This window comes from Quadrisphaera sp. INWT6 (assembly GCF_015390235.1).
Classification (GTDB): domain Bacteria; phylum Actinomycetota; class Actinomycetes; order Actinomycetales; family Quadrisphaeraceae; genus Quadrisphaera.
Window position 1 is genome coordinate 218,666 of record NZ_VUOH01000001.1, and the last position, 14,607, is coordinate 233,272.

At 75.7% G+C, this 14,607-nt stretch carries 9 protein-coding genes; 5 read left to right on the forward strand and 4 right to left on the reverse strand.

What is annotated here, in order from left to right:
• Nucleotides 1–48: 48 nt before the first annotated feature.
• Complete coding sequence (locus F1641_RS22370; protein ID WP_194902626.1) at nt 49–4,257, forward strand: PKD domain-containing protein; 4,209 nt, start codon at nt 49–51, stop codon at nt 4,255–4,257.
• Between the two features lie 146 nt (nt 4,258–4,403).
• On the forward strand, nt 4,404–5,744 hold the full coding sequence (locus F1641_RS00935; protein WP_194902627.1) for an O-antigen ligase family protein: 1,341 nt from the start codon (nt 4,404–4,406) through the stop codon (nt 5,742–5,744).
• Here the strand turns inward: F1641_RS00935 and F1641_RS00940 are convergent.
• Nucleotides 5,671–6,948, reverse strand: coding sequence for a hypothetical protein (locus F1641_RS00940; protein WP_194902628.1), 1,278 nt, complete (start codon nt 6,946–6,948; stop codon nt 5,671–5,673). The two genes, F1641_RS00935 and F1641_RS00940, sit on opposite strands and share 74 nt — an antisense overlap.
• Nucleotides 6,949–7,007: 59 nt before the next feature.
• Here F1641_RS00940 and F1641_RS22715 point away from each other — a divergent pair, with 59 nt between their 5' ends.
• Entirely contained in the window at nt 7,008–8,558 is a 1,551-nt protein-coding gene (locus F1641_RS22715; RefSeq protein ID WP_194902629.1) for an AAA family ATPase, read from the forward strand.
• Between the two features lie 13 nt (nt 8,559–8,571).
• Here the strand turns inward: F1641_RS22715 and F1641_RS00950 are convergent, their stop codons facing one another.
• Genes F1641_RS00950 through F1641_RS00960 form a run of 3 tightly spaced genes read right to left on the reverse strand, consistent with a single transcriptional unit; the run spans nt 8,572 to nt 11,023 of the window.
• The gene (locus F1641_RS00950) at nt 8,572–9,768 is read right to left on the reverse strand and encodes a glycosyltransferase (RefSeq protein ID WP_194902630.1); all 1,197 of its coding nucleotides are present in this window, start codon (nt 9,766–9,768) and stop codon (nt 8,572–8,574) included.
• Nucleotides 9,768–10,187: an adenylyltransferase/cytidyltransferase family protein gene (locus tag F1641_RS00955; protein WP_194902631.1), complete on the reverse strand. Its 420-nt coding sequence runs from the start codon at nt 10,185–10,187 to the stop codon at nt 9,768–9,770. The genes F1641_RS00950 and F1641_RS00955 overlap by 1 nt, the downstream gene beginning before the upstream one ends.
• Nucleotides 10,184–11,023: a CDP-alcohol phosphatidyltransferase family protein gene (locus F1641_RS00960; protein ID WP_194902632.1), complete on the reverse strand. Its 840-nt coding sequence runs from the start codon at nt 11,021–11,023 to the stop codon at nt 10,184–10,186. Before F1641_RS00960 ends, F1641_RS00955 begins: the two co-directional genes overlap by 4 nt.
• A 931-nt stretch (nt 11,024–11,954) precedes the next feature.
• Here F1641_RS00960 and glmU point away from each other — a divergent pair.
• Nucleotides 11,955–13,442, forward strand: a complete 1,488-nt coding sequence (gene glmU / locus F1641_RS00965) for a bifunctional UDP-N-acetylglucosamine diphosphorylase/glucosamine-1-phosphate N-acetyltransferase GlmU (RefSeq protein ID WP_309225294.1) — start codon at nt 11,955–11,957, stop codon at nt 13,440–13,442.
• The gene (locus tag F1641_RS00970; protein WP_194902634.1) at nt 13,439–14,419 is read left to right on the forward strand and encodes a ribose-phosphate diphosphokinase; all 981 of its coding nucleotides are present in this window, start codon (nt 13,439–13,441) and stop codon (nt 14,417–14,419) included. Before glmU ends, F1641_RS00970 begins: the two co-directional genes overlap by 4 nt.
• Nucleotides 14,420–14,607 lie beyond the last annotated feature (188 nt).

The following is a 14,607-nucleotide window of genomic DNA, read 5'->3' on the forward strand; positions in this document are numbered from 1 at the left end:
TGGGTCCGTGCGGGGGCCGCCCGGGGGTGGCGAGATGCAGGAGCACAGATGACACGCACCACCGCACGGGCGCGGCTCCTCGCGCTCGCCGCCGCTGCCGCGACCGCCGTCGCGACCGTCGGCGCCACTGCCCTCCCGGCGCAGGCCGCCGAGGCCGCCGCTGCCGCCACGGCGGGCCTGGCGACCACCTCGGTCACGGCCGACGCGCTGCCCACGGTGCAGATCAACGGCGTCGTGTGGTCGCAGGTCGTCGTCGGTGACCGCGTCTACGCCACGGGGCAGTTCACCTCGGCGCGCCCGGCCGGCTCTCCCGCCGGGAGCAACGAGGTCGCCCGCTCGAACATCCTGGCCTACGACATCACCACGGGCTCGCTCATCAGCTCGTGGGCTCCGTCGCTGAACGGCACGGGCCTGGGCCTGGCGGCGTCGCCCGACGGCAAGCGCATCTACGTGGTCGGCTCCTTCACCTCCGTGAACGGCACCACCCGCAACCGCGTCGCGGCGCTGGACGCCAGCACCGGCGCGCTCATCACCTCGTTCAACCCGAACGTCAACTCCCGGGTCCGGACCGTGGCGGCCACCAGCTCCACCGTCTACCTCGGCGGCGAGTTCTCCGCCGTCGCCGGCCAGGCGCGCACCCGCCTCGCGGCGGTCAGCGCCAGCAACGGGTCCCTGCTGCCCTGGACGGCCAGCGCCGACGCCGAGCCGTACGCGATGGTCCTGCCCAGCTCCACCGCCGAGCTGGTGGTCGCCGGGCGCTTCACCACCCTGGGCGGCCAGAGCGCGCTCGGCTCCGGGGCCCTGGACCTCACCACGGGCGCCCCGCTGCCCTGGGCGGTGCAGGAGCGCGTCAACGACTACGGCCCCAAGGCCGCCATCTACAGCCTGTCCACCGACGGCGACACCGTCTACGGCACCGGCTACAACTTCGGCGGCTCCGGCAACCTGGAGAACACCTACGCGGCCAGCGCCGCCGGCGGGACGCTGAAGTGGGTGAACGGCTGCTACGGCGACACCTACTCCTCCTTCCCGTCCGCCGGGGTGCTCTACACGGCCGGGCACGCGCACAACTGCGCGCCCGTCGGCGGGCACCCGCAGGAGGAGCCGTGGACCTTCCAGCGCGCGCTGGCCTTCACGACCGCCGCGGGCACCACCAACTCCGGGGGCAACTTCAACGGGCTGCCGGGCGCGAAGGTCGTCCAGTGGCTGCCGACCCTGTCCCAGGGCACCTTCACGGGCCAGGCCCAGGCGGCCTGGTCGGTGACCGGTGACTCCCGCTACGTGGTGATGGGCGGGGAGTTCCCGGCCGTCAACGGCACCGCCCAGCAGGGCCTGGTGCGCTTCGCCGTGCGCTCGCTGGCGCCGAACAAGCAGGGCCCCACCGCGACCTCCGCGGACCTCAAGCCCACCCTCGTGTCGCTGCAGGGCGGCACCGTGCGCGCCTCGGTGCGTGCGGCCTGGGACCGCGACGACGCGACGCTCACCTACGAGCTGCTGCGCGGCACCAACCTCGCCACGGCGCCGGTGGTCGCCACCGCGACGGTGGCCTCCGCCTGGTGGAGCCGTCCCACCGTCGCGCTCACCGACCGCTCGGCGCCCGCGGGCACCCAGTCCTACCGCGTCCGCGTGAAGGACTCGACGGGCAACGTGCTCGCCAGCTCGACCTCCACGGTGGACGTGGCGACCGGTGCCCAGGCGGCCAGCGCCTACCGCGACGCCGTCCTGGCCGACGGGGCGCAGCACCTGTGGCGCCTCGACGAGGCCGGCGGCACCACCGCCTACGACTCGGCCGGGGCCTCCGACCTCGTCCTGGACCCCTCGGCCACCCGGGCGGTGGCGGGTGCCACCGGTGACGGCGACACCGCCACCACCTTCACCGGCACCGCGGACGTCCCGGCGGCCACCCAGGCCGACGAGCCCGGTCCGCAGGTGTTCTCCACCGAGGCGTGGTTCTCCACCAAGAGCACCACCGGCGGCAAGATCGTCGGCTTCGGCAACTCCTCGACCGGCGCCAGCAGCGGCTACGACCGCCACATCTACATGACGAACGACGGTCGTCTCGTGGCCGGGACCAACGGCAACGGGCTGCGCACCGCGACCACCAGCAAGCGCTACAACGACGGCGCCGTGCACCAGGTCGTCATGACGGCCGGCTCCGGGGGCCTGTCGCTCTACGTCGACGGCGCGCTCGCCGCCCGCGACGCCGGTGCGGTCGGGGCGCAGCCCTTCGACGGCCGCTGGCGCATCGGCGGTGACAACCTCGACTGGTGGCCCTCGGCGCCCTCGAGCAGGTCCTTCGCCGGCACCATCGACGACGTCTCGGTCTACCCGACCGAGCTGACGAAGAGCCAGGTCGCCAGCCACTTCACCGCCGCTGGCGGCACGGGCGCGGCTCCGGCCGCAGCGCCGACCGACGCCTACGGCGCCGCCGTCTACGCCGCGCAGCCCGACCTGTACTGGCGCCTCCAGGAGGCGTCCGGCACCACGGCCGCCGACTCCAGCCCCGACGGGCTGTCGCCGGGAGCGGTCAGCGGCGCGGTGTCCTTCGGCGCAGCCGGCGTGCCCGGGCTGAAGGGCAGCACCGGTGCCACCCTCGGCGGCGCCGCCGGTGACGGCCTGGGCACGACCACCCCGCGTCCCGGTCCCAGCACCTACTCCGAGGAGCTGTGGTTCTCCACCACCTCCACCGACGGTGGCAAGCTGATCGGGTTCGGCGGCTCGCCGAACGGCTACAGCGGCAGCTACGACCGCCACGTGTGGATGGACCGCGACGGGACGCTGCACTTCGGCACCTGGACCGGCACCCCGAACACGGCTGACAGCGCCGAGGCCTACAACGACGGCGCCTGGCACCACGTGGTCGCGACGCAGGGGCCGGCCGGGATGGCGCTCTACGTCGACGGCGCGCTGGTGGGCAGCAACCCCCAGACGTCCGCGCAGGGCTACGACGGCTACTGGCGCGTCGGCGGCGACTCCTCCTGGGGCAGCACCGCCAACGGGTTCATCGCCGCGAAGGTCGACGAGGTCGCGGTCTACCCGACCGTCCTCAGCGCCACCGAGGTGTCCCGTCACCACGCGCTGGGCGCCGGGGGCACCGCCAACGCGGCGCCGACGGCGGCCTTCACCTCCTCGGTGACCGGTCTGGCGGCGGCGCTGGACGCCTCGACCTCCACCGACGCCGACGGCACCGTGGCCTCCTACGCCTGGACCTTCGGTGACGGCACCAGCGGCACCGGGAAGACGGCGTCGCACACCTACGCGGCGGCCGGTACCTACCAGGTGGCGCTGACGGTGACCGATGACAAGGGAGCCACCGGCACGGTGACGAAGTCGGTGGTGGTGGCCCAGACCGCGACCAACGCGGCGCCGACGGCGGCCTTCACCTCCTCGGTGACCGGTCTGGCGGCGGCGCTGGACGCCTCGGCCTCCACCGACGCCGACGGGACCGTGGCCTCCTACGCCTGGGCCTTCGGTGACGGCACCAGCGGCACCGGGAAGACGGCGTCGCACACCTACGCGGCGGCCGGTACCTACCAGGTGGCGCTGACGGTGACCGATGACAAGGGAGCCACCGGCACGGTGACGAAGTCGGTGGTGGTGGCCCAGGCCCCGGTCACGGCTCTCGCCCAGGACGACTTCGCTCGCACGACCACCGGCGGCTGGGGCAGCGCCGCGGTCGGCGGTGCCTGGACGGCGACGAACGGGGCGGCCTCCGCCTACGCCGTGGACGGCGGCGCGGCCACCATCACGGTGTCCCGCGCCGGCGCGAACAACGGCCAGGTGCTCGCCGGCGTCAGCGCCACCGACGTCGACCTGACCACCACGGTCGCGGTCGACCGGGCCGCCACCGGCGGTGCCACGTCGCTGTCGGCGGTCGTGCGGCGCACCTCCGCCGGCGACTACCGCGCCCGGGTCCGGCTCCTGACGGACGGGCGGGTCGCGATCGCCATGACCCGCTGGACCTCTGCGGGCGAGACCGTGGTGGGCGGCGAGCGCGTGGTCCAGGGCCTGACGGCCACCGGCGCCACCAGCCTGCAGCTGCGGGCCCAGGCCGTCGGCAGCGGCACCACCACCCTGCAGGCCCGGGTCTGGGCCACCGGGGCGGCGGAGCCGACCACCTGGCAGACCTCCGCCACCGATGTGACCAGCGGCTACCAGGATGCCGGGAGCGTCGGTGTGGCGACCTACCTGTCCAGCTCCAGCACGGGCGCGCCCCTGGTGGTCACCTTCCGCCAGTTCCAGGTCACCCGTCCCTGACGCGGCACCGCCCCCTGACGGGTGGCGCGAGGGCCCCGGTCGCCACCTCCTTGTGGGGCCGGGGCCCTCGGTCGTGGCTGGAGCGCACGGGTGGGAGGAGCGGTGGCAGCGTTCAGCGCGAGCCCCGTCGTGCCGAGGAGGACGGGGTGACGGTCGGAGCGCGTGCGCGCGCCAGGGGCGGCCCCAGGTCGTTCCTCGCGGCGCACTGGCCTGCTGCGTGCGTGCTGCTCATCATCGTGGCCAGCAGCTACAAGTGGCGGGTCCGCAACCCGACCGATGCGGTGTCGGGGTCGTTCGACCTCGCCAACCTCGTGGAGATCGGCCTGTTCGGGGCCGTGGGCCTGGGGCTGCTGGTCGCCTTCCGCCGCGACCTCCCGCTGCGCCACCCCCCGCGCGGCCCGCTGGCTGCCGGGGCCGGCTACATCGGGCTCGTGGTGGTCTCCGCCAGCTACTCCCCGTACCCGGCGTACGCCGTCGTGAGGGCGGGGGAGGCGCTGGTGGTGCTGGCCCTCGCCGCTGCCCTGGGCCGCCACGCGTCGCGCGCGCAGCTGCACGGTGTCGCCCACGCCTTCGTGGCGCTGGTCGTGGTCTCGGCCGCCGTGGGCCTGGTCCTCCCGTTCCCGGTGGTCAGCCCGCTGCAGGTGGGGCGCTTCACCTGGCTGAGCGTCCACCCGAACGTCTCGAGCGTCTTCTCAGCGCTCGCGCTCGTCATCGCCGTCAGCCACCTCAGCGCGCGCACGCCGCCACCGGGGCCGCGCTGGGGGCGGCCGGCCCACGCCGCCGCCGCGGCCGTGTGCGCCGCCGCGCTCCTGGCGAGCCAGACGCGTGGCGCCGCCGCCGGTGCCCTCGCGGGCTGCGCCCTCGTGGTGCTGCTGCACCAGCCGCTGCGTGCGCGGGTGCAGCTGGCTCTGGCGCTGCCGCCGGTCGTGGGCCTGCTGGGGTTCGCCGCCAGCACCTGGATCACCGGTTTCGTCACCCGTGGTGAGGACCCCGAGCAGCTGGCCACCCTCAACGCCCGCACCGACCTGTGGACCGTGGCGGTGGAGGCGGTCGAGCGGCGTCCCCTGTTCGGGTACGGGGTGGGCTCGCCGCGCGGCATCTTCTACGAGGCCACGGGTCTGGGCGGTGGCCACAACGAGGTCATCAACGTGGTCGTCGAGGTGGGCCTCGTGGGGCTGGCCGTGTGGACGGCGTTCGTGGTCGGGCTGCTGGTGCGCTCGGTGCGCAGACCCGATGGGGGAGGTCCGGTGGTGGACGCCCCGGTGCTCCTGGGCTCGACGGCGACCATCGTCATCGCCGGGATCTTCTACGACGGGCCCGGCGCCATCGCCACGCTCTCCAGCACCTGGCTCTTCGTGGTGGCCGGGTGGATCGGCGTCCTCCAGCGCCCCGCCCCGGTGCACCTGCCGACCCTCAGCGCGCGGGTGCGTCCGCCGACCGCTCCCGCCCGCTGGCCAGCACCCGCCACCGGAGCACGGCCGCGCTGACGAGCGAGCCGGAGGCCAGCGCCCACGGCATCGTCCACGCCCCGGCCCCGAGCGCCACCAGCAGGGCGACCAGGCCCACCGAGGCGGCCGAGTCGACGGCGCGCAGCGCGAAGGCGCTGGCCTGGTGCCCGCGGACGGCGGCGAGCGTGGCGTAGGGCAGGACCAGCGACGCCGTCGCCGCGTAGGCCACCCAGCCGCCGACGGCGGCCCGGGACACCGCGAAGGAGCCACCGGTGACCAGGTCTCCCACCAGGGGCACCAGGGCCACCGCGGTGCCGCCGGCGACCACCGAGACGCCCAGGAGCGCCACCGCGGCGCGGTCGGCCGTCCGGCGCGCCGCCCGGCGGTCCTGGGAGCCGCTGCCCGCGAAGCGCACGAGCAGCAGGTTGCCTGCGCCGCCCACCAGCAGCACCAGCGGAGTCACGAGCAGCCTCGCCGCCTCGACCGAGCCGTACGCGGCCGCCCCGGCGGCGGCGACCACGACGACGCGGGCCAGGGTCAGTGATCCCGGCCGCAGGGTCTGCTGCGCGGCCCGCCACGCCCCGAAGCCCAGCACCACGCGCCGGTCGGCTCCGCGCCACCCCGCGAGCCAGCGCTCCTGCCGGGGCAGGAGCAGCACGGCGGCACCGCACGCGAGCCCCTGGCCGGCGGCGAGCGCCCAGAAGAAGGTGGTCAGGTCGAGCGGGCCGCCCACCAGGGCGACGGCGCCGACCACGGCCATCGACCCCGCGAGGGCGGCGCCGTCGACCACGACGACCGACCAGAACCTGCCGCACGCCATGAGCAGGCGGCGTGAGGTGTCCTCGAGGAGGAACAGCGCCACGGACAGCCACAGCGCCGCGGCGCCGGCCAGGGCGAGGCCCGCGGGTGCGGCGCCCACCGCGGTGACGGCGGTCGCCAGGACGACAGCACCCGCGAGGGTCCACTGCTGCAGGGCCGCTCGCACCGGGCGCTGCTGGCGGTCGACGACGGTGAGCGTATCGCCCACGAGCCCCGTCATCACCCCGGTCACCAGCACCAGCCCGCCGTAGAGCAGGGCCCAGCGGCTCAGGCCCGAGGCTCCCAGCTCCCGCGCCACCAGCACCTGCAGGGCGAGGCTCGCGGCGGCCTGGCTGGCCTGGGCTGCGAAGGCCCCGCCCGCACGGCGGCCGCGCGCCGCGGCGGCGCCCGCGCGCGCTGCTGTGCGCGAGGCGGCGAGGATCACCCGTCGAGTGTGGCGGCCGGACCCTTCAGGACCCGACCCACCCCGCCGATGTCACTCGGGTGAGCCAGACCGACGCACCCGCCCAGAGCAGCGGCGCGCGCCAGGGCACGGGGACCGGGCCGCTGACCGCTCTGCGCCGCTACGCCCGGTCCTCGGCCGCCATCGTCGTGGTCGCCGGGATCGCGAGCGCCGCCGTCGGGGTGCTGCTGGCCCCCGCACCGTCCGCGCGCGCCGTCATCGAGCTGAGCACTCCCAGCAGCTCCAACCTGCTGGCACCCGGGTCCGCCAACGACGCGACCCTCACCCGCTACACCGCGCAGCGCGCCGCCTTCGTCGAGAGCGACCCGGTGCTGGAGCAGGTGGTCGGTGCGGTCGGTGGGCTCACCGTGCAGCAGCTGCGCGGGATCGTGACCGTCTCGACCTCGGCCGGTTCCAACACCCTCGACGTCGGGGTGGCCGCCGCGACGCCCGAGCGCTCCGAGCTCATCGCCGGAGCGGTCGTGGACGCCTACCGGGCCCAGACCACCGCCCAGGTCGACGCCCTCACCGACGCAGCGCTCAGCGCGGTGGAGGCGAGCGCCGACGAGCAGCGCGAGCAGCTCCAGCTCGTCCCAACCGGACCGGCCGCCTCCGCCGCCGCGACCACCCTGGCCGGGCTGGCCCAGCAGGCCAACGAGCTCCGCACCGACCGCGCCGTCTTCGGCGACGGCGTCGAGTTCGCCCGCACCGCTGTCGTGCCGGCTCCGGGCCCGCCCCTGCGCGAGGTCGCACTGGGACTGGTCGTCGGCCTCGGCCTGGCGACGGCGGTCGCGTGGCTGCGCGCCGACCGCGACCCGCGGGTGGAGGACGAGGACGGCGCGGCCCTCGCCAGCGGAACAGCCCCCCTCGGCACGGTCAGCGACGACGGGCCGCTGCGCACGCTGCGGGGGCTCCCCGGCCCCACGCACACGCCGCTCGCGTCGGCGCTGGTCGTCACCGCAGCCGACGGCGTGCTGCTGGTCACCAGCGCCCGCCGCGGTGAGGGCCGCACCACGACGGCGGCGAACCTCGCCGCGGCCGCCGCCCGCGAGGGCCGCCGCGTGCTCCTGGTGGACGCGGACCTCTCCCGCTCCACGCTCAGCCTCGTGCTGGGAGCGCGGTCCCCGGGCGGCGCCGAGGTGCGCCGGCTCCTCTACGGCGACGCCGAGCAGTGGGCAGACGTCGCTCCCGTCCCGCGCTACGTCGACCCGGCGCACTTCGTCCACGTGGTGGTCGCCGGTGCCGGCGGCCGGGACGACACCCCGGCCGACCTCGCCCGCCTCCGCACCCTCGTCGAGGGCGCCCGGGCCGAGTTCGACCTCGTGGTGGTCGACGCGGAGCCGCTCCTGGGCGGCGGGGTACCCGCCGTGCTGGCCCGCCTCAGCGACGCCGCGGTGCTCGTGGTGCGCAAGGGCACCTCCCAGGCGGCGGTGCGGCGGGCGTCGCAGCTGCTGGACCTCTACGGAACGCCCGTGCGCGCCGTCCTGCTCACCGCGGCGTCCTCACACCGCCGGCAGCGGCGGGCGCGCCTGGCCCGCCCGCTCTCCTCGCCGCGCCGCCCCCTCGCGCATCTGCTCCGCCGTCGCGCCTGAGCGGCGCGGCTCCTCAGGCGCTCCGGCGAGCGGCAGACCCCGCCGAGGACGGTGCGCGGCCGCCCACCAGCGCCAGCACCTCGTCCGCGATCCGCTCGCGGTAGGTGGTGGGGGAGAAGCGGTGCTCGGCCGCGGAGCGGGCCCGCGCGGCCCGCTCCACCGCCGCTGGCCAGTCCGCGGCGCAGGCGAGCACGGCACCGGCCAGCGCACCGGCGTCGCCCGGGGTCACGAGGGCGCCGTCCACGCCGTCGCGGACCACCTCGCGCAGCCCCTGGGCCGCTGCGGCGACCAGCGGGCGACCCGCGAGCATCGCCTCGACGGCGGTGTTGCCGAAGGGCTCGACCCGGGACGGGACCAGCACGACGTCTGCGGCCTGCATCGCCGGCCACGGCGACGGCGCCAGCCCGCGCAGCGCGACGAGGTCCGCGATCCCCAGCTCCGCGACGCGGTCGCGGAGCTGCTGCTCGAACCACTCGTAGCCGGGGAAGACGTCACCGGTGAGGTCGAGGCGGACCTCGACGCCGCGGTCGCGCAGTGCGGCGACGGCCTCGACGGCGACGTCACTGCCCTTGCGGGGCGACAGGCGCCCCACCAGCGCCAGGCGGAGGGGCCCGGCGACCTCCGCACGGACCGGCACGTGGTGCTCGGGACCGGGGACGCCGTTGTGCAGCACGGTGGCGCGCGCGACCGAGGGCGCCAGAGACCGCCGCAGCACCTCCCGGCTGGCAGCGCTGTTGGTGACCACGCGGTCGGCCAGCAGGAGCGGGGCGGCCAGCGCCGCCCGCACGGGGCGGGCGACCGCGTCCTCGGCCTCGTGGACGTGCACGAGCACCGGCACGCCCGCCAGCCGCCCGGCGACGACCCACAGGGGGGCCGTCAGCGTGCTGACGTACAGGGCGTCGGCGCCGGTGGAGCGGAGGAGGTGCACCAGCCGGGGCAGCGCCGCAGCGGACGCCGCGATCAGCGAAGCAGCACCGCGGAGGGTCATCAGCGACTTGCGCAGCACCGGGGCCGTCACGGCGACCACCTCGGCACCGGTCTCCGCAGCGGCGGCCGCCAGGGGACCGTCCGGCAGGGCGACCACCGTGCGCACGCCCGCGTCCACCAGCCCCCGCACGGTCTCCAGGCACTGCCGGTCCGAGCCGTACAGCTCGGCCGACGGGTGGGCCACGACGACGACGGGAGCAGCTCCCGCGGTCCGCGCCGCCATCAGCCGTGCGCGGTGATGAGGTCGCGCAGGAGCGTGCTCGACGTCGTCTCCGTGTACGGGAAGTACACGACACGCGCCGCCACCGCCGCCATGCTGGCCTCGAGCTGGTCGCCCTTGGGCGTGCCCCTCCAGTCGTCGCCCTTGAACAGGACGTCGAAGTGCAGCCGCTGCCACATCGGCATCTTGTCGCTGCCGCAGTCGTCGGCCACGACGCGGTCGACGATGCCGATGCTCGCCAGGATCTCCATGCGCTCCGTGAGCGGCACCACGGGCCGCCTGCCCTTGGTCCGCTCCACGACGTCGTCGGTGACGGCACCCACCACCAGCACGTCGCAGTCCTCGCGGGCGCGCCGCAGGATGTTGAGGTGCCCGATGTGGAACATGTCGTAGACGCCGGGCACGTAGCCGGTGACGCTCATGCGGGAGCTCCAGGGGACGCCGGGGCGGGGGGCTTGCGGGTCTTCCCGAGGGCGTCGACCTGGCGGAACCACGCCACCATCGAGGCTGCGGTGATCGCCGCGAAGGCCAGTGCCAGCAGGCCGTAGGCCCAGGTGAACAGCAGCGGCCAGCCGAGCAGCACGAACACCACGCACAGCACGCCGTAGTCGACCGGCGCGGACGCCAGCGAGCGCAGCGCTGAGTGCTGCCGGGCCTCGCCCGCGCTGACCGTCGCCTGGACGTCGCGGGTGCCGGCCAGCCGGCGCAGGTGGTCGTTCAGGATGATCGTGAAGAACCAGGTGCTGGCCACGGCGGAGAAGACCAGCGGCACCAGCAGCCACCCCTCGGCGAGGGCGTCGAAGGTGCGGTAGGCGCCCACCGCCACGGCCAGGTGCAGGCTCGCGGTCTTCGCGGCGTCGACCACGTGGTCGAGCCACTCGCCGGCGAGCGACCCACCACCTCGCAGGCGCGCCAGCTGCCCGTCGGCGGCGTCCAGCGCGTAGCCCAGCACCAGCAGCGCCGCGACCAGCAGTCCCTTCCACCACGCGCTCGGCAGCACCGCGACGGCGACGACAGCCGCCCCGGTGGCGACGGCCGAGCTGGCGGTGACCTGGTTGGGCGTCATCCCCAGCACGTGCGCGACGGCGGCCAGGCGGCGCCCGAGCGGCCGGTTGACGAAGCGCGAGTAGATCGGGGCGCCCTGCGCCGACTTCTGCGCCGCCTGCAGGCGGCGCAGCGAGTCGCGGTACGTCGGGCGATCCGGGACGCCGTCGGGTGCCGGGCGCGCCGGCTTCGGGGCGACGTGGGGGGAAGTCACACGGGGACGCTGGCACGCAGGGTTGCGGACGGTCCCCGGTCGCGCTCGCGATCCACCCGTCAGGCGGGGTCGGTCACACGAACGGGGGAACGCGCGTCCCCTGCGTCATCGGCCCGCCGCGCTGTCGGTGGTCTTCGTGGTCATCGGCTCGTGGGTGGTGCACGGACCCACGACGACCAGTCCCCCCGCCCCCCACGCGTCCCGCCCGCGACCAGGGAGCTCGCCGCAGCGGTGCGGGTACCCCGTCGAGCTCCGCGAGCGCGCGGTGGCCCCGCGCCGCGGAGGGGCGGGCCGTGGGGGAGGTCGCGCACCGCCCGGGCGCCGGCTCGTCGACGAGCACCGGGCGCGCCAGCACGCAGAGCAGGCTGCCCGGGCTCGCGGGGCGGCGGGGCCGAGCCGTGGCGGCGGACCCGGGAAGGCACCCTGGCGGACAGGGACCCGGCGGCCCTCCGCACCTTCGTCGCGGCTCTGCAGCAGACCGGGGTGTTCCGCGCGGAGACCGCCGTCTGCGGGTCCACCCGACCGCTGACGTCGATCCTGCGCAGGGGCGTGAGGGGAGCAGGTCGGCTCTGCCCACCGCTTCCACCGTCCTGCGCTGGGTCGCCGCTCGCCGGTGACGCCGCGCCACACCGCCGGCGAGACCCGCCGGGGGGTGCCTCGCGGTGGCCGTGGGTGACGGCGCGCGCACCTGCCGACCGCTGGTCGGGACGTGGCAGGGTGTTGCGGAGCAGTTCCGACTGCGTGGTCCCCCGTGGTGTAACGGCAGCACTAGTTACTTTGGATAACTATGTCGAGGTTCGAGTCCTCGCGGGGGAGCTGCTGCAGCGGCGTCCGGGGAGCCTCCCGCGGGAGACGGGCGCGGCCGGGGAGCGGGCTGCGCCCCGGTAGTGTCCAGGGCGACCCCACCCCCGTGAGCAGGGAGCGCGTGCGCGTGAGCTCGACCCGCCCGGCAGCCGTCGTCGTCCTCGCCGCGGGGGAGGGCACCCGGATGCGCTCAGCCACCCCCAAGGTGCTCCACGCGATCGGGGGCCGGAGCCTGCTGGGCCACGCCCTCGCCGCCGCCCGCGGCGCCGAGCCTGAGCGGCTCGTCGTGGTGGTGCGCCACGAGCGCGAGCGCGTCGCCGCCCACGCCCTCGAGGTGCACCCCGGGGCCCTGGTGGCCGACCAGGACGACGTGCCCGGCACCGGCCGCGCGGTGCAGTGCGGCCTCGACGCGCTCGCGGCCGAGCGCGGCGCCGGCGCCCCGCCGCTGGCGGGGACCGTGGTGGTCACCTTCGGCGACGTCCCGCTGCTGCGCGCCGAGACCCTGGTGGAGCTGGCCGCTGCGCACGAGGCCGAGGGGAACGGCGTCACCGTGCTGTCCGCCGTCCTGCCCGACCCGACCGGCTACGGGCGCGTCCTGCGAGACGCCGACGGGGTCGTCGAGCGGATCGTGGAGCAGAAGGACGCCACGGAGGCCGAGCGCGCCGTCGCCGAGGTCAACACCGGCATCTGGGCCTTCGACGCCGCCGTCCTGGCCGCCGCGCTGCCCCGGGTGGGCCGCGACAACGCCCAGGGCGAGGTCTACCTGACCGACGTGCTGGCCCTGGCCCGCGCCGAGGGCCACCGCGTGGCAGCCCGGGCCGTGGCCGACACCAGCGAGGTCGAGGGCGTCAACGACCGCGTGCAGCTCGCGGCCCTCGGGGCGGCGCTCAACCGCCGCACCCTCGAGCGCCACATGCGGGCCGGCGTCACCGTGGTCGACCCGGCCACCACCTGGGTCGACGTCACCGTCGACGTCGGCCGCGACGCCACCGTGCTGCCGGGCACCCAGCTGCTGGGCGCCACGAGCATCGCCGAGGGGGCGGTCGTCGGCCCCGACACCACGCTGCGCGACTGCGAGGTGGGCGAGGGCGCCGTCGTCCAGCGCACCCACGGCGAGCTGGCCGTCGTCGGCGCGGGCGCCACCGTCGGGCCGTTCTCCTTCCTCCGCCCGGGCACCCACCTGGGTGAGAGCGGCAAGGTCGGGGCCTTCGTGGAGACCAAGAACGCCAGGATCGGGGCGCGCAGCAAGGTGCCGCACCTGTCCTACGTGGGCGACGCGGAGATCGGCGAGGGCAGCAACATCGGCGCCGCCACGATCTTCGCCAACTACGACGGGCAGACCAAGAGCCGCACCCGCGTCGGTGACGCGGCCTTCGTCGGCAGCGACAGCGTGCTCGTGGCCCCCGTGACCATCGGCGACGGCGCGTACACCGCCGCCGGCTCGGTCATCACCGACGACGTCCCGGCGGGCGCCATCGGCGTGGGCCGCGGGCGGCAGAAGAACGTGGAGGGCTGGACGGAGCGCAAGCGCGCCGGCAGCGCCTCGGCGCGGGCGGCCGCCGCCGCCCGCGCGCAGCAGGACCAGCAGCAGGACCAGCAGGAGGAGCGGGCATGACCGGCATCACCACCACGGGGGAGAAGCGCCTCGTCCTCATCAGCGGGCGGGCGCACACCCAGCTCGCGGAGGAGGTCTCCTCCGAGATGGGTGCGGCCCTCGTGCCGACGTCGGCGTACGACTTCGCCAACGGCGAGACGTACGTGCGCTTCGAGGAGAGCGTCCGCGGCTGCGACGCCTTCGTGCTCCAGAGCCACTGCGCCCCGATCAACCAGTGGATCATGGAGCAGCTGATCATGGTCGACGCGCTCAAGCGCGCCTCGGCCAAGCGCATCACCGTCGTCGCCCCGTTCTACGGCTACGCCCGCCAGGACAAGAAGCACCGCGGCCGCGAGCCGATCTCCGCCCGCCTCATGGCCGACCTGTTCAAGACCGCCGGCGCCGACCGCCTGATGTCGGTCGACCTGCACACCGCGCAGATCCAGGGCTTCTTCGACGGCCCGGTCGACCACCTCTGGGCGCTGCCGCTGCTGTCCGACTACGTCCGCGGCCGCGTCGCCGACGGCGACAGCATCACGGTGGTGTCCCCGGACGCCGGCCGCGTGCGCCTGGCCGACCTGTGGTCGGACAAGCTCGGTGCCCCGCTGGCGATCATCCACAAGCGCCGCGACCCGAACCGCCCGAACCAGGTGCAGGTCCACGAGCTGGTCGGCGACGTCGAGGGCCGCACCTGCGTGCTCGTCGACGACATGATCGACACCGGCGGCACCATCGTGCAGGCCGCGCAGGCGCTGAAGGACAACGGGGCCGAGGAGATCATCGTCGCGGCGACGCACCCGATCCTGTCGGGCCCCGCCGCGGCCCGCCTGAAGGACAGCCCGATCTCCGAGGTCGTGGTCACCAACACGCTGCCGATCCCCCCGGCGCACCAGTTCCCCACGCTCAAGGTCCTCTCGATCGCCCCGCTCATCGCGCGCGCGATCCGCGAGGTCTTCGACGACGGCTCCGTGACCAGCCTCTTCGACGGCAACAGCTGACCCGTCCCCCCGCCCGGCCGCAGGAGCGCCGGTCACCTCCGGCCCGCCTCAGCGGGTAGAGTGACCGGCGCTCCTCGGCGAGGGAGGCCCGGCCCGCTGGTCACCAGCAGGCCCCGGGCGCTCCGTGATCGACGCGGTGGTCGGCCTCCGGGCCGGTCTGCGACGCGCTCCTGCGCCGGTGGGCAGAC